This window comes from Geomonas subterranea (assembly GCF_019063845.1).
Lineage (GTDB): Bacteria > Desulfobacterota > Desulfuromonadia > Geobacterales > Geobacteraceae > Geomonas > Geomonas subterranea.
Map to the genome: position 1 here is coordinate 3,951,346 of NZ_CP077683.1, position 15,683 is coordinate 3,967,028.

General features: G+C 62.4%; 15 protein-coding genes. 11 read left to right on the plus strand and 4 right to left on the minus strand.

Annotated features, from left to right (window positions below):
* Positions 1-78: 78 nt before the first annotated feature.
* From uvrC to KP001_RS17200, 4 genes are all read right to left on the minus strand, one after another.
* Positions 79-1,908: an excinuclease ABC subunit UvrC gene (gene uvrC / locus KP001_RS17185; protein WP_217286795.1), complete on the minus strand. Its 1,830-nt coding sequence runs from the start codon at positions 1,906-1,908 to the stop codon at positions 79-81.
* A gap of 222 nt (positions 1,909-2,130) precedes the next feature.
* On the minus strand, positions 2,131-2,721 hold the full coding sequence (locus tag KP001_RS17190) for an RNA recognition motif domain-containing protein (protein ID WP_217286796.1): 591 nt from the start codon (positions 2,719-2,721) through the stop codon (positions 2,131-2,133).
* A gap of 82 nt (positions 2,722-2,803) precedes the next feature.
* Positions 2,804-4,003, minus strand: coding sequence for a c-type heme family protein (locus tag KP001_RS17195; RefSeq protein WP_217286797.1), 1,200 nt, complete (start codon positions 4,001-4,003; stop codon positions 2,804-2,806).
* 376 nt (positions 4,004-4,379) lie between these two features.
* Positions 4,380-4,628 (minus strand): cytochrome c3 family protein, encoded by a 249-nt coding sequence (locus tag KP001_RS17200; protein WP_199390674.1) that lies wholly within the window; start codon positions 4,626-4,628, stop codon positions 4,380-4,382.
* A 207-nt stretch (positions 4,629-4,835) separates the two neighbouring features.
* Here KP001_RS17200 and KP001_RS17205 point away from each other — a divergent pair, with 207 nt between their 5' ends.
* The 11 genes from KP001_RS17205 to KP001_RS17255 all read left to right on the plus strand — a co-directional run bounded on the left by KP001_RS17205 (position 4,836) and on the right by KP001_RS17255 (position 15,613).
* Complete coding sequence (locus KP001_RS17205) at positions 4,836-5,609, plus strand: ParA family protein (protein ID WP_217286798.1); 774 nt, start codon at positions 4,836-4,838, stop codon at positions 5,607-5,609.
* Entirely contained in the window at positions 5,602-6,441 is an 840-nt protein-coding gene (locus KP001_RS17210; protein ID WP_217286799.1) for a ParB/RepB/Spo0J family partition protein, read from the plus strand. Before KP001_RS17205 ends, KP001_RS17210 begins: the two co-directional genes overlap by 8 nt.
* 493 nt (positions 6,442-6,934) lie before the next feature.
* Positions 6,935-7,360, plus strand: coding sequence for a F0F1 ATP synthase subunit B family protein (locus tag KP001_RS17215; protein WP_183343915.1), 426 nt, complete (start codon positions 6,935-6,937; stop codon positions 7,358-7,360).
* Between the two features lie 7 nt (positions 7,361-7,367).
* Positions 7,368-7,973 carry a F0F1 ATP synthase subunit B gene (locus KP001_RS17220; protein ID WP_217289641.1) on the plus strand — a complete coding sequence of 202 codons (606 nt, stop codon included), beginning with the start codon at positions 7,368-7,370 and terminating at the stop codon, positions 7,971-7,973.
* Positions 7,970-8,512 carry an ATP synthase F1 subunit delta gene (gene atpH / locus KP001_RS17225; RefSeq protein WP_216508854.1) on the plus strand — a complete coding sequence of 181 codons (543 nt, stop codon included), beginning with the start codon at positions 7,970-7,972 and terminating at the stop codon, positions 8,510-8,512. The genes KP001_RS17220 and atpH overlap by 4 nt, the downstream gene beginning before the upstream one ends.
* A 9-nt stretch (positions 8,513-8,521) precedes the next feature.
* The gene (gene atpA, locus KP001_RS17230; RefSeq protein ID WP_217286800.1) at positions 8,522-10,030 is read left to right on the plus strand and encodes a F0F1 ATP synthase subunit alpha; all 1,509 of its coding nucleotides are present in this window, start codon (positions 8,522-8,524) and stop codon (positions 10,028-10,030) included.
* 20 nt (positions 10,031-10,050) lie between these two features.
* Positions 10,051-10,914 carry an ATP synthase F1 subunit gamma gene (gene atpG / locus KP001_RS17235; protein WP_217286801.1) on the plus strand — a complete coding sequence of 288 codons (864 nt, stop codon included), beginning with the start codon at positions 10,051-10,053 and terminating at the stop codon, positions 10,912-10,914.
* A gap of 51 nt (positions 10,915-10,965) precedes the next feature.
* Positions 10,966-12,378, plus strand: a complete 1,413-nt coding sequence (gene atpD, locus KP001_RS17240) for a F0F1 ATP synthase subunit beta (protein WP_216500167.1) — start codon at positions 10,966-10,968, stop codon at positions 12,376-12,378.
* A 92-nt stretch (positions 12,379-12,470) separates the two neighbouring features.
* The gene (locus KP001_RS17245) at positions 12,471-12,887 is read left to right on the plus strand and encodes a F0F1 ATP synthase subunit epsilon (protein WP_217286802.1); all 417 of its coding nucleotides are present in this window, start codon (positions 12,471-12,473) and stop codon (positions 12,885-12,887) included.
* A gap of 191 nt (positions 12,888-13,078) precedes the next feature.
* Positions 13,079-14,464, plus strand: a complete 1,386-nt coding sequence (locus KP001_RS17250; protein ID WP_217286803.1) for an MATE family efflux transporter — start codon at positions 13,079-13,081, stop codon at positions 14,462-14,464.
* Positions 14,465-14,602: 138 nt separating this feature from the next.
* Complete coding sequence (locus KP001_RS17255; protein ID WP_217286804.1) at positions 14,603-15,613, plus strand: retropepsin-like aspartic protease; 1,011 nt, start codon at positions 14,603-14,605, stop codon at positions 15,611-15,613.
* The last annotated feature ends 70 nt before the right edge of the window (positions 15,614-15,683 follow it).

Below are 15,683 nucleotides of genomic sequence, written 5' to 3' on the forward strand. Positions count from 1 at the left end.
CGCCCCAGTTGGCACCTCAGCCCATCTCGCCACTGAAGGTGGTTGGGCGCCGGTGGCTGGGCGAATGTTTATTCGCCCCTACAGGTCTTGGCCGTGGAGGTGTTCCCACAGCGCCCTCGCCGCGGTCTCCGTCATCCCCGGCGCCGCCTTGAGTTCCTCCAGCGTCGCCCCCTGCACCCCTCGCAAGCTCCCGAAGTGCTTCAACAGCGCCTTCTTCCTCTTCACTCCGATCCCCGGGACCTGGTCCAGGCTGGAGCCGGTCAGGGTCTTGCTCCGCACGGCCTTGTGGTAGGTGACCGCGAAGCGGTGCGCCTCGTCACGGATGCGTGCCAGGAGCAATAGCGGCGCCGAACTCTGCCTGAGCGTGATCGGGTTCTTGCGCCCGGGCCGGAACACCCGCTCGTCACTCTTCGAGATCTCCTCGCTTTCCATGTCCCTGAAGGTCCGGCTCTTGGCGAGGCCCGCCGCCTCCACCCCGGTAACACCCAGTTCGTCCAGCACCGCGTTCAGGACCCCCAACTGTCCGAGCCCGCCGTCGACCACGATCAGGTCGGGCTGCTCCTCCGTGGTCTCGGCCTTGAACCGGCGCGACAGCACCTCGCGCATCATGGCGAAGTCGTCGGATTGCAGCACCCCCTTGATGCGGTAGCGCCGGTAGAGGTTCTTGTCCGCCTTGCCGTCGATGAAGACCACCCGGCTCCCGACCGCCATCTCCCCCTGGATGTTGGAGATGTCGTAGCACTCGATCCTTCTGGGGGTGCGGGCAAGGTGCAGCTTCTCGGCAAGCTCGGTCAACAGCGTTGCCGACGAGCTTTCCTTCGCCAGCCGCTCCTGTGCCGCTGTCTCCGCGTTCTTCTGGGCCAGCTTCACCATCTCCAGCTTGGGGCCGCGTTGCGGAGCGGCGATGATCACCTTCTTGCCCGCCTTCTCCGACAGGAGCTCCTCGAGCGGGCCCGGTTCCGGGATGGGGAACGGGATCAGTACCTGCGGGGGGAGCGGCGCGTCCAGGTCGTAGTACTCGTTCAGGAACGAGGCCAGCCCCTCCTCGGTTTCCAGCTCCCAGCCGAAGAGGAAGGTCCGGCCGCCGGTCACCGTGCCGCCGCGGATATGCAGCAGGGCGATCTGCATCTGGTCCCCCTCGCGATGCACCCCGAACACGTCGCTGTCCCCGCCCTGCGCCACCATCTTCTGCCGCTCCACCGTCACCTCGATGGCGCGCACCAGGTCGCGGTAGCGGGCCGCATCCTCGTAGCGCATCTCCTGGGACGCCTGGCTCATCTTGGCGCGGTACAGGCGTGCTATCTCGGTGTTCTTTCCTTCCAGGAAGAGAGCCGCACCCTCGGCAAGGACGGCGTACTCCTCCTTGCTGATGAGGCCGCAGCAGGGGGCGGAGCATTGCTTGATCTGGTGATAAAGGCAAGGGCGCTTCTTTGCCATGCAGGTCGCCAGCGGGTAGTGACGCAGCGGGAACATCTTGTAGAGCTGCTTCAGTACCTCCTTGGCTGAGGTGGCCGAGGAGTAGGGGCCGAAGTAGCGCGCGCCGTCGGACGGGATCTTGCGCACCAGGGAGAGGCGCGGGAATTCTTCTTTCATGTCCATGCGCAGCGAGAAGTAGGTCTTGTCGTCGCGCAGGTTGATGTTGTACTTCGGGCGGTGCTGCTTGATCAGCGTGTTCTCGAGGATCAGGGCTTCCTTTTCCGTGTCGGTGACCAGGTAGTCGACGGACTCGACCAGTTGCACCATGAAACGGATGTGGACGCGTGAATCGCGGGTGTCGCCCACGTAGGCCCGGACGCGGTTTCTCAGGTTGCGCGCCTTGCCGACGTAGATGACGCTGCCGTCCGAGGTCTTCATGAGGTAGACGCCGGGGGAGGTGGGGAAGTTCTCGATCATCTCCTGGGTTATCATGAGGCGTAGTATAGACGGTTGCTGATTAGAAGGGAAGGTGGGTTGTGTTAAGGGAGGGAGAAGGGTGGGTTCCGTAGGGGCGAATAATCATTCGCCCGCCTTTAGCAATGGTGACCGGACATGGAGTCCTGGCGTGTCGGCGGCATGGGGCGGTTGTGTTGCGGCGGAGGGGGGAAAGACGGGGCGAATGATTATTCGCCCCTACAGGTTTGGTGATGGGGGCTAGCGCTTCCCGGTCCTGCTGCCGGGCTTGGGTGTGCCGGGACGCGAGGCTGGCTTTGACCCTGCGGATTTCGCGGCACCTGCCGCCCTGGATCCCCCTGCTTTCGCAGCGGCGGGTCTGGCTCCAGCCGGTTTCGCACCGGCAGTCTTGGCTGCGGGCTTGGCGTCTACGGGTTTAGCCGCCGGTTTCGCTGCCGGTTTGGCCCCCGCGGGTTTAGCTGCAGGCTTGCCGGCCGGAGCCGCCGCTGCCGCTTTCTTTTCAGCGGCTTTCTTCTCGGCCGCCTCGATGCGCCACCTGGGGAGGGTCTTGGCGCCACCGCCGCTCGCCTTCATCTTCTGCGGGTTCGCGTAGGAGACGGTGATGTGCTTGTCGATGAGCCAGGCACCGTCCAGCGAGTCGATGGCATCCCGCGCCTCGGCCTCCGTGGACATCCTGACGTAGCCGCACCCCTTGAACTGGCCGGTGTCGGGGTCCCTGATCAGGTGCATCGAGGTGACCGTGCCGGCCACCGCGAACAGCTTCTGCAACTCGTATTCGGTGACATCGTAGGACAGGCTGCCTACGTAAAGTTCCTTACCTGCTTTTGCCATGGAATCTAACTCTCCTTGATTTTGTCGGCACACTCTAGCATAACACGCTGGCAAACCGCAAAGTTTCTCTGGACTTGGCGCGTCAGCCGCCGTTTCGCTGCCTGAGGATGGCGGTAAAGAGAGGCTCGCGGTCCGCCTTCGAGGCCGAGACCACCATCTCCACGACAGTTGCCCTCCCGCTGGCCCCGCGCACGGTTTGCCGCGTGGTTTCCTCCTTGAATTCCCCCGGCCGCTCTATCCGCTCCCGCAGGCCGCCGTTCTCCAAGAAGTCAAAGATGGATTCACCCAGCAACTGCTGCCTGTTCCTGCCGAAGAGCGCTTCCGCCTTCTCGTTGACGATCACAATCTTCCCGTCCTTCAAAAAGGTCACCACCGCGGAGGCGGCCACCTCGATGAAGCGGCGGTAGCGCTCGTCCGCCTCGCGTGACTGGACCGTGCGGTGGGAGAGCTCCTCCATCATGTCGTTGAAGGCGGCGATGAGCATCCCGATCTCGTCGCGGCTTTTCTGGGGAAGCTTTTCGTGAAAGTCGCCGGTCCTTGTGACATCGATGATCCGGTCCGAGAGGACCTTCACCGGGCGGATGATCTGCCGGTTCATGATGACCCCCATGACCACGGTGACGATGAGATACACCAGCGCGCGGGCCAGCAGGTCGAGTTTGAAGTTCGCCCCCAGTTGGGCGTAGAGATCCTTGACCGGGATACTCACCGACACCGCGCCGATCACCTCGCCCACCCGGTAGTTGTAGGAAAAGTGGCCGGGGGGGAAGCGCTTTTTGACAAAATCGGGGGCGCTCTGGTAGCTGCCGTGGCATCCCAGGCAGGAGGGGGTGGCCCGCATCGGCTGCAGGTAGCGGAAGAAGCTGGTATCGCCGCTTTGCACGATGTCGTAGCTTTCCGATGTGGGGTTGGTGAGGAACTTCTGCAGTTGTGCAGTCTCGTAGGCGTCCGGGCGGTTTTCGGGATTGCGGTAGCGCAGCGACACCTGGCGCACGTAGAACTTGCTGTTCTGGGTCACTCTTTTGGCGACCTGGGTCGCCACCACCTGCGGAACGAGGCTGTAGTTCGTTTCCGGCTCGTTCTTCACCGCGGACGACATATACTCGCGGGTCTCGATGAGCTGGGTTGCGAAGCTGCGGGCGTTGTCCACCGCGAAGCGGAGCACGAAGTCTTTCTGGCGCTGGTAAAGAAAGATGCCCGAAGCGAGCAGGAGGGCGATCAGAAGCAGGGACATCAGGCCGAAGAACTTGGTGCGGATGGAGAAATCTGCGGGGCGGGTCATGCATCCTCCTGGAATTCATAGCACTGAAGCCCAAAGTATAGCGGAGGAGGCAGAAGGTGCAAGGTAATCGGAGACTTAGAAAAAGCCCCCACCCCGGCTCTCTCCCGCCTGCGGGCCGAAGCCCTACGGTGGGCGAGGGGGGGAGCCGCAAGGAATGGGAGGCGATGGCACCTTCCCCCACCCCCTAATCCCCTCCCGCAAGGGGAGGGGGGACAAGGTCAAACGGACGAACTGTCGGCAAAAGCCTCTTTCGGACGGGAAGGGACCGCAAAGAAAAAACCCTCTCCCTCTGGGGAGAGGGGAGGGTGAGGGCGGTGCAAAGTGCGTTGACGTGCCAGCCGGGGACGAGGTGCCCCGGCGGCGTCCGCAACAGGTTCTATTTCTTGTGGCACTCGAAGCAGATCTCTTCGGTCTCGCGCCGCTTGATCTGTGCGGCCTTGTCTTTGGGAATGCCCTTGCCCATCAGCTTCTCGCCCATCTTGTGGCAGTCGAAGCAGTTCCTTCCTTTCAGCGCCTTGTGCATCTTCACCATCGCGGGGTTTTTGCTATGACAGACGTTGCACTCGAAGCCATAGGCGGCGGGGGCGACAAGCAGCAGCGACAGGACCAAAAGCGTTTTCTTCATGCGGAGACTCCTTCCACGTTATCGGGTTACCAGCTGATCAAGCGCCGTCAGCTTAAACCTTGGCCAGTCAAGGCGCCTTGACCTAAGTCAAGGAACGCATTGGGGCCTTCTCCGAGAAAACACTTTTCATAGCTCCGGCAGTATGGTAATTTTCCCTGCTTTGCATTTTCGGTAACACTCGGATCATTCACAAATCGAGAAGAAACTATGGCTAAGATCATCTGTGTGGCGAATCAAAAGGGTGGGGTGGGCAAGACCACGACGGCCGTGAACCTCTCGGCCTCGCTGGCCGTCGCCGAACGCCGCGTGCTCCTCGTGGACATGGATCCGCAGGGGAACGCCGGTAGCGGCGTGGGCGCGGACAAGGACGTCCTCGAGGAGAGCATCTACGACGCCCTCATCGACGACGCGCCGGCGTCGCGTATCGTGCTCAAGACGGAACTCCCCTACCTGCACCTCTTGCCGGCAACCTCCGACCTCGCCGGCGCCGAACTGGAGCTTGTGAGCGTCACCGACCGCGAGCGGAAGCTGAAGCGGATCCTCGATTCGCTGTCTGACTCCTACGACTACATCTTTATCGACTGCCCTCCCTCGCTGAACCTCCTCACCATCAACGCGATGACCGCGGCGCACTCGGTGCTGATCCCGCTGCAGTGCGAGTTCTACGCCATGGAAGGGCTTTCGCAGATACTCAAAACCATCAACCTGATCCAGCAGGGGCTGAACAAGTCGCTCTCCATCGAGGGGATCCTGCTCACCATGTTCGACGCCAGGAACAACCTGTCGCGCCAGGTCGGCGAGGAGATGCGCGCCCACTTCCCCAAGGAGACCCTGGAGACGGTGATCCCGAGGAACGTGAGGCTCTCGGAGGCGCCGTCGCACGGAAAGCCCATCTGCCTGTACGACATCACCTCCAAGGGGGCGACCAGCTACATGGATCTGGCCAAGGAAATCATCGCGCGCGAGGTGTCGCATGGTTAAGAAAATGGGATTGGGCAAAGGGATGGGGGCTCTGCTCCCGGTCGTGGAGGATCACGGCAAGAAATACTTCTCCTGCCCCATCGAAGACATAAAGCCCAACAAGGAACAGCCCAGAAAGACCTTCGTCAACGAGAAGCTGGAGGAGCTGGCTGCGTCCATCCGCGAAAAGGGGATCATCCAGCCCCTGGTGGTGGTCAAGAAGGCCGGGCACTACGAGCTGATCGCGGGTGAGCGGCGCTGGCGCGCCGCCCAGAAGGCGGGCCTCAGGGAAGTACCGGTCGTCATCCAGGACGTCTCCGAGGAGACCGCCCTGGAGATGGCACTCATCGAGAACATCCAGCGCGAGGACCTGAACGCGGTGGAGGAGGCCGAGGCTTACCACGCCCTTTTGGAGCGGTTCTCCCTGTCCCAGGAGGAACTGGCGAAGCGCGTGGGCAAGGAGCGCTCCACCATCGCCAACGCCCTGCGCCTGTTGCGCCTTCCGGCCGAGATCAAGCGTGACGTGGCCGAGGACCGCATCTCCATGGGGCACGCCCGGGCGCTCCTGACCCTCGAGGACGTCGAGGAGCAGAAGGCTGTGCGCGACGAGATCGTCAAGGGGCACCTCTCGGTGCGCGAGACCGAGGCGCTGGTGAAGCGCAGGAAGGCGGGGCCGCCCAAGAAAGCGGCGAAGCCGTCCCTCGACCCGGACCAGAAGGACCTCTTGGAGCGTATGCAGCGCCACTTCGCCGCCAAGGTCGCGCTGAAGCGCGCCGGGCGCGGCGGCAAGCTGGAGATCAGCTTCGCCGACATGAAGGAGCTGACCCGCATCGTGGAGCTTTTGAACCTGTAGACACCGCCTCGCTCCCATCCCGCGAGGGGAGGGGAGAGTGCACGATCGGAGGGCAGAGCTCCCTCCACCCGGGCGCGCTGTAGGGGCGAATAATTATTCGCCCGGCCGCCGGTGCCCCGGCCCCATCACTAGCAAGAGCAGCACCGGCGCGATTGGGGGGGGCGAATGATTATTCGCCCCTACAGAAAACCCGCCTTTTTCCTCAACGCCTGAAACATCGTTCCAAATGTCATACACGATGCTGTCTACAAAACCCGCGTTAACTCTCGCTTCGCGGTGCTGAGACAGTCCCGCGGCACCCCGACTGGCACAGCTTTCGGGGCGCAAATCACTGATGTTGGGCACTGTCCAAGTGTATACAATTCTTCACGCAAAAGGATAAATCGCTTGACACAAAAAGCATTTATGTGATAGCAATCACCTGTTTTGCGCGGAGCCATGCACAGTCTGAAGGCGTATACGCCTTTAAAAATGTTCGAATAGAGGTGGTTTGGTGATCAATTTAGACATCGCATTTGTATTCCAGCTGGTGAACTTCCTGGTGCTGGTACTGCTCCTGAACGTCTTCCTCTACAAGCCGATCAGGAAGCAGCTCGCCGACCGCGCCGCCCAGGTCAACGGGGCGAAGCAGAAGAGCGCCGAAGTCGACAGGGAAGTGCAGGAGAAGCTGGCCAGCTACGAGGCACGCATGCGCGAGATTCGCGCCGGTGCTGCCGACGAGCGTGGTGCCCTGAAGAAGGAGGCCCAGCAGCAGGAGGCCGCCATCCTCGACAAGGCGCGTGCCGAAGCTACCGAGTCCCTTTCCGCCATCAAGGCCAAGGTGGCCCAGGAGGCCGAAGAGGCACGCCGCATGCTGACCGCAAGCGCCGAGACCCTGTCCTCCGAAATCTGCGAAAAAGTTCTCGGGAGGAGTCTCTAGCATGCATATGAACAAGAAGCTCATCGTTTCCCTGCTCACGGTCGGCGCGATCATCGCCCTGGCTTCCCTCGGTTTCGCCGAGGAGGCCGCCGAGCACGCAGGCGCCGCACACGAAGGGGGCCACCAGGCCGCACAGATGAAGGACTTCATGTGGCGCTGCATCGACTTCGCCGCCCTGGTCGCCATCGCTGTCTGGGCTCTCAAGAAGGCCGACGTGAAAGGCACCCTGGCCGCTCGTCGCGCCGGCATCGAGAAGACCCTGCAGGAAGCGGTCGCCGCCAAGGAAGCCGCCGAGAAGAAGTTTGCCGAGTACTCCCAGCGCCTTGACCAGGCCAACCAGGAGATCGAGGTGATTTCCGCCAACATGAAGCGCGAGGGTGAGCTCGAGAAGGAGCGCATCATCGCCGAGGCCAAAGAAGCCGCCGCCCGCATCAAGGCCCAGGCCGAGGCAGCAGCGACCCAGGAAGTCCTCAAGGCGAAAGACGAGCTCCGCGCCGAGGCTGCACGCCTCGCGGTCGAGCTGGCCGAGCAGAAGATCAAGCAGAACATTGCAAAAGGCGACCAGGACAAGCTGGTGGGCGACTATATCTCCAAGGTGGTGACTCTACATTGAGTACTAACGCTATTGCCAAACGTTACGCCAAGGCACTCGTGCAGATTGGCTCGGAAGCGGGGAGCGTGGAAGGGTTCAACGGTGAACTGTCCCGCTTCAGCACTGTCCTGACCGACAGCCGCGAGCTTTCGGCGGTCTTCGCCAACCCTGCCTATGGCATCGAAGAGAAGAAAGAGATCCTGAAGGACCTGGTGGCGAAGCTCTCCATCTCCCCGATGATCTCCAACCTGATGATGCTCCTCCTCGAGCGCGGCCGCCTTTCGGTGCTGCCGCAGATCGCGGAGAACTACGGCATCTTCGCCGACGAGCTCTCCGGCGTGATCAGGCCGACGCTCTCCTCCGGGCTGCCGCTGGACGCGGCCCAGGTCGAGGAGATCAAATCGGCCCTGGCCAAGTCGACCGGGAAAAAGGTTGAACTGAAGGTTGTGGTTGATCCGTCGCTCATCGGCGGTGTGGTAACGCAGATCGGCGACAAGGTATTCGACGGCTCGGTAAGGACTCAGTTAGCTAACATTCAGGATATATTACAGAAGGGGTGAGACGGTTCTATGGAAATCAAAGCGGAAGAAATCAGCGAGATTATCAGGAAGCAGATCAAGGAGTACGGCAAGGAAGTGGCGGTAGCCGAAACCGGCACCATCATCTCCATCGGTGACGGTATTGCCCGTATCCACGGTCTTGACAAGGCGATGGCAGGCGAGCTCCTCGAGTTCCCGCACGGCATCACCGGCATGGTTCTCAACCTTGAGGAAGACAACGTCGGTGCAGCGATCCTCGGCGAGTTCTCCGAGATCAAGGAAGGCGACGCGGTCAAGCGTACCGGCAGGATCGTCGAGGTCCCGGTAGGCCAGGCTCTCGTCGGCCGCGTGGTCGACGCGATCGGTAACCCGATCGACGGCCTCGGCCCGATCAACACCTCCACCTTCGGCAAGGTCGAAGTGAAGGCCCCCGGTATCGTCAAGCGTAAGTCTGTTCATCAGCCGATGCAGACCGGCCTCAAGGCGATCGACTCCATGGTTCCGATCGGGCGCGGCCAGCGCGAGCTGATCATCGGCGACCGCCAGACCGGCAAGACCGCCGTCGCGATCGACACCATCATCAACCAGAAGGGCGGCGACGTCGTCTGCATCTACGTCGCAATCGGCCAGAAGCGTTCCACGGTCGCCCAGGTTGTTGCCAAGCTGAAAGAGCACGGCGCCATGGACTACACCATCGTCGTTGCCGCTACCGCTTCCGAGCCGGCACCGCTGCAGTTCATCGCACCGTACACCGGTGTCACCATGGGCGAGTTCTTCCGCGACGCAGGCAAGCACGCGCTGATCATCTACGATGACCTCTCCAAGCAGGCCGTCGCATACCGTCAGCTTTCCCTGCTGCTTCGCCGTCCGCCGGGGCGTGAAGCTTACCCGGGCGACGTCTTCTACCTCCACAGCCGTCTCCTCGAGCGTGCGTGCAAGGTATCCGACGAGTGCGGCGCAGGCTCCCTGACCGCTCTGCCGGTCATCGAGACCCAGGCAGGCGACGTTTCGGCCTACATCCCGACCAACGTCATCTCCATCACCGACGGCCAGATCTACCTGGAGAGCGACCTGTTCTACTCCGGCGTACGCCCGGCCATCAACGTCGGCCTCTCCGTTTCCCGCGTCGGCGGTTCGGCACAGGTTAAGGCGATGAAGCAGGTTGCCGGTACCCTCCGTCTGGCGCTCGCTCAGTACCGCGAGATGGCAGCGTTCGCCCAGTTCGGCTCCGACCTGGACAAGGCTACCCAGATGCAGCTCGCCCGTGGCGCACGCCTGGTCGAGATCCTGAAGCAGCCGCAGTACCGTCCGATCCCGAACGAGAAGCAGGTCCTCATCATCTTCGCCGCCAACAACGGCTTCGTCGATGACTACCCGATCGGGTCCCTGGGCCGTTACGAGCAGGAACTCTACGCTTTCTTCGACTCCAGGAAGGCTGCCCTCCTTGGGGAACTCCGCGACAAGAAAGCGATCGACGACACCATGAAGGGCGAGATCATCGCCGGTCTGGAAGAGTTCAAGAAGGAATTTACTGCCTAAACCAAGGACGGACTTAGCGAATGGCAAACCTTAAGAGCATCAAGAAACGGATCGTATCCGTAAAAAATACCCGGCAGATCACCAAGGCCATGAAGATGGTCTCTGCCGCCAAGCTGCGTCGCGCCCAGGAGAACGTGGTCGCTGCGCGCCCCTACGCGGGGAAGCTCGCGGAGGTGCTTGAGCGGCTTGCCAAGACCCAGGAGTCGGATGCCAATCCGCTCATGGTGAAGCGCGACGGTGGTCGCGCCCTTCTGGTGGTGGTGACCTCGGACCGCGGCCTGTGCGGCGGCTTCAACGCCAACCTCTCCAAGGCCGCCGACCGCTTCCTCAAGGAGCGCAAGGGCGACTTCTCGGAAATGACCCTGATGACCATCGGCCGCAAGGGTTACGAGTTCCTGAGGAACCGCCACACGGTCCGCAAACATCACGGCAACATCTTCTCCACCCTCTCCTACCAGACCGCGGCCCTGGTTGCCGGCGAACTGATCGAGGGGTACCTGGCTGAAGAGTACGACGAAGTCTTCATCATCTACAACGCCTTCAAGAGCGTCATGACCCAGGACATCACCCTGGAGCAGCTCCTGCCCATCGCACCGAAGGCCGGCGAGGAGGACGAAGTCGGGACCGAGTACATCTACGAGCCGTCCAAGGGCGCGCTTTTGGACGAACTCCTTCCCAAGCACATCGAGGTCCAGGTCTTCAAGGCCCTCCTCGAGTCGGTCGCCTCCGAGCACGGCGCCAGGATGACGGCGATGGATGCGGCTTCCAAGAACGCCACAGAGATGATCGCCAAGCTGACCCTGATCTACAACAGGGCGCGCCAGGCTGCCATCACGACGGAGCTGATGGAAATCATCTCCGGCGCTGAATCGATCAAGGGTTAACACTTATAAAAATATGTGGCCCTCTCGGCCGCAAAAGGAAGAGGTTTAAACATGAGTCAGAACTTCGGAAAAATATCGCAGGTCATCGGCGCAGTTATCGACGTCGAATTCGAGCCGGGCAAGCTTCCCCCGATCTACCAGGCTCTCAGGGTAACCAACCCCGCGATCGACGACCAGGAGTTCAACCTGGTTCTGGAAGTCGCACAGCACCTGGGCGAGAACGCCGTCAGGACCATCGCTATGGACGGTACCGACGGTCTGGTTCGTGGCCAGCAGGTCATGGACACCGGCAAGCAGATCTCCGTGCCGGTCGGCCGCAAGACCCTGGGCCGCATCCTGAACGTCATCGGCGAGCCGGTTGACGAGATGGGTCCGGTAGGCAACGAGAAAGAGTACGGCATCCACCGCGAGGCTCCGCTCTTCGTGAACCAGTCGACCAAGGTCGAGGCGTTCACCACCGGCATCAAGGTCGTTGACCTCCTCGCTCCTTACGCAAGGGGCGGCAAGATCGGCCTCTTCGGCGGCGCAGGCGTCGGCAAGACCGTTCTCATCATGGAGCTCATCAACAACATCGCCAAGCAGCACGGCGGCTTCTCGGTATTCGCCGGCGTCGGCGAGCGTACCCGTGAAGGGAACGACCTCTGGATGGAAATGAAAGAGTCCGGCGTTCTCGACAAGGCCGCTCTCGTGTACGGCCAGATGAACGAGCCTCCGGGGGCGCGTGCCCGCGTTGCTCTCTCCGCGCTCTCCATCGCAGAGTACTTCCGTGACGAGGAAGGGCAGGACGTGCTCCTCTTCGTTGACAACATCTTCCGCTTCACCCAGGCGGGTTCCGAGGTTTCCGCACTTCTCGGCCGTATCCCTTCCGCCGTCGGTTACCAGCCGACCCTGGCTACCGAGATGGGCGAGCTGCAGGAGCGCATCACCTCGACCAACAAGGGTTCCATCACCTCGGTTCAGGCGATCTACGTTCCGGCCGACGACTTGACCGACCCGGCTCCGGCAACCGCCTTCGCCCACCTGGACGCGACCACCGTTCTCTCCCGTCAGATCGCCGAGCTCGGCATCTACCCGGCAGTGGACCCGCTCGACTCCACCTCCAGGATCCTCGATCCGCAGGTCATCGGCGACGAGCACTACGCCATCGCGCGCCAGGTTCAGTACGTGCTCCAGAAGTACAAGGATCTCCAGGACATCATCGCGATCCTCGGTATGGACGAGCTTTCCGAAGAGGACAAGCTGGTCGTTGCCCGCGCAAGGAAGATCCAGAAGTTCCTCTCCCAGCCGTTCCACGTGGCAGAGGCCTTCACCGGCTCCCCGGGCAAGTACGTCGAGCTGAAGGACACCATCAAGGGCTTCAGCGAGATCATCGCCGGCAAGCACGACGACCTTCCGGAGCAGGCCTTCTACATGGTCGGCACCATCGAGGAAGCCATCGAGAAAGCTCAGAAGCTCGCAGTTTAATTAATCTGGTACGGCTAAAGGTTTGAGAAAAGGGGACTGGCTCCGCAAGGTGCCTGTCCCCCTCCCTTCCGCCTTTGCCTCAAGAGGTTTATATGGCTGAAAAACTGAAGGTTGAACTGGTAACGCCGTACAAGAAGGTCATGTCCGAAGAAGTGGACGAGATCACCGCAACCGGTGCCCTCGGCGAGTTCGGCGTCCTTCCGGGCCATGCCCCCTTCCTCACCTCGCTGAAGATCGGCGAGCTGGCCTACAAGAAGGACGGCGTGCTGCACCACCTGGCGCTCAACTGGGGCTACTTCGAAGTGGAGAACGACCAGGTCACCGTGCTGGTCGAGACCGCCGAGAGGGCCGACGAGATCGACCTGGAGCGTGCCAAGGCAGCCCTTGGGCGTGCCGAGACCGAGCTCAAGTCGCTCACCCCGGAAGACAAGAACTTCCGCATCTACGAGGCCGCGCTTGAGCGCGCCCTGATCAGGGTGCAGGTGGCCGGCAAGGCGGCCAGACGCTAAATAGGCGTCCGGCAGAGAAACAAATGAGAAGAGCGGCCGTGCCGCTCTTTTTTTTTGCACGGAGGGCGTGTAAGCTTAAGGCTTTCCGCCAGGCGACCAGCCAAACGGCCCGACAGCCGTACCAGTCCGACGTCTGACATGTCCGACTGGTCCGACATGTCAGACCTGCTGCTGCCCTTTGAGGCTTGCCCATGAACCACGGCCATGACCTGCTGAACCAACCCATACCCGGCCTGATCCGCAAGATCGCCCTGCCGACCAGTGTGGGTTACTTCTTCAACACCATGTTCAACGTCGTGGACACGTTCTACGGCGGCAGGATCTCTACGGACGCTTTGGCGGCCCTCTCCCTCTCCTTTCCCGTCTTTTTCCTGATCATTGCCATCGGCGCCGGCATCTCGACCGGGGCCACCGCGCTGATTGGCCATGCGCTGGGTGCGGGCGACCGCGACGGCGCGCGACACCTCGCCGGCCAGACCCTCTCCTTCGGCCTGGTGCACGGTTTGCTGGTGACCCTGTTGGGGCTCACCGGCGCCCCCCTTCTGTTCGGCCTCCTCGGCGCCAAGGGCGCGGTGCTTGACCTCGCCTTGCAGTACATGGGGTGCATCTTCACCGGGAGCGTCTTCTTCCTGGTGAACTACGTGTTGAACGCCATCCTCAACTCGACCGGTGACAGCCGCAGTTTCCGCAACTACCTGGTGCTCGGCTTCTTCCTGAACCTCGCCTTCGACCCCTGGTTCATGTACGGGGGAATGGGGCTCCCCGCCTTCGGCCTTCCCGGCATCGCCTGGGCAACCGTGCTGGTGCAGGCCCTCGGCAACTGCTACATGCTGATGCGGGTGAGACAGTCGGGGATGCTTCGCCATTTCCGGCTCCGGGAACTCGTTCCGGACCGGCACGCCTACTTCCAGCTCGCGCGGCAGGGGTTCCCGTCCAGCCTCAACATGATGACGGTCGCCATCGGTATCTTCGTCATCACCAGGTTCGTCGCCCGCTTCGGCAGCGACGCGGTCGCCGCCTACGGCATCGGCACCAGGATCGAGCAGATCGCCCTGCTCCCCGTCATGGGGATGAACGTGGCGACCCTGGCGCTGGTGGCGCAAAACAGCGGGGCGAGGCAGCTCGAGCGCGTGGTGCAGACGATCCGCACGTCGCTTCGGGCCGGCATGGTCCTGATGAGCTTCGGAACGGCCGCCGTCTTCTTCGCGGCCAGGCCGCTGATGTCGTTCTTCAGCAAGGACCCCGTCGTCATCGACATCGGGGTCCATTACCTGCACATAGAGGCGTTCGTCTTCACCGCTTACGTCATCCTCTACACCAGCGTGGCGGTGCTGCAGGGGCTTAAACGGCCGGCCATACCTCTGGTGATCGGCCTGGCGCGGCAGGTCGTGATTCCCATTCCGGTCTTCTACCTCCTGGCCGACGTGCTTGGGTGGGGGCTGACGGGCATCTGGTGCGGCATCCTTCTGGTCACCTGGAGCGCCGCCTGCATTATCCTGCTCTACGTGCTACGGCTTGCCGCCACGATGGACGGCCCCGGGGTGGCGGTGCCTGAGGCGGAACAAGAAGGGCCCTGACCCCCGCGGCGGGAGAGTTGTCGGATATTTTTACCTCGCACGCACCTGGCGCAGACGCGCTCCTCATAGTGCGCTAGAATTTCCTGTCGTCGAACGTTCGCTGTGCGTCGCAGACCTGGTCTGCCGTGGGTGGTCGCTATGGATCTCGAGCATCTCTGCGGGGGAATAAAGGAAAGGGTCGCGCTGGAGCTGCGGGAGATCACGGAGGGCTCCACCCGGCAGGAGTTGCTGCTCGCGGCGCTCACCGACGTGGAACGTGTCGTGTTCCCGGCGCTGGCACAGGCCGAGGGGAGGCAGGAATACCGCGCTCTGCAGGATGCGGTACTGGACCTGGTAAGTTCGATCGCGATTCCGCTGATCAAGGCGGGGGACCGCGATGCAGGCGCCGCGCTCGCCGAACTGGCGGCAGCCTGTCCCGACGCCATGATCAGAAGGAAGATTTCCGGTTACGCCCTGGAGCTCTCGACACAGCACGAGGCCCGGGAGCGGAGATGCGCCTCCCCCGCAAAAACAGCCGCCGGGTTCGCGGGGCTCGTCGCGGTGGCAGCCGTTATGTTTTTCCTGCTCTGGCCCTATGCCGCGCCGGAACAGGTTGCGCTCGCGCCGGCGCAGCGTGCGGCTGTAGAAGGAGAGGACAGGGGAGAGGCACAGGCCGGCGAAGTGGCCCCGTCGCAGGAGTGGGAGGGGGAGCGAAGGGAGGCGCAGCTTTCATCGCGCGAGGAGAGGACGGCAGGGGCGCTCACTCCGCCACCCAACGGAGAGGTCGTCACCAAGGTACGCGTGGTCGACAACCAGGTGCTGGTCCCTGTTACCATAAGGCACGGGGGGCAGGCGGTACGGTTGGAACTGGTGCTCGATACCGGCGCCACCAGGACGGCTCTGCACGAAAGTGTTGCCAGCAGGCTGCCGATTGATTTACGCTCTGCCGGCAACGCCCAGGCCGAGTTGGCAGACGGCAGGGTCGTCCGCTCAAAGATCGTCAGGGTCGACGCCGTGGTGGTGGGTCCCCATGTCCACGCCCCGATGGAGGTCGAATTGATCTCCTACAGCGGCAGCGCGGGGATGCACGACGGTTTGCTCGGCATGGATTTCCTGCGCCGGCACCGCTATCAGCTGGATATGGAACATGAGTCGATCCGCTGGTTCTAGCGGACGGCTGTCGGAGGGGAAGTGGCAGGTTTTTGTAAGGGTACAGCGCCCCGGCCGCGCAGACCTTGGG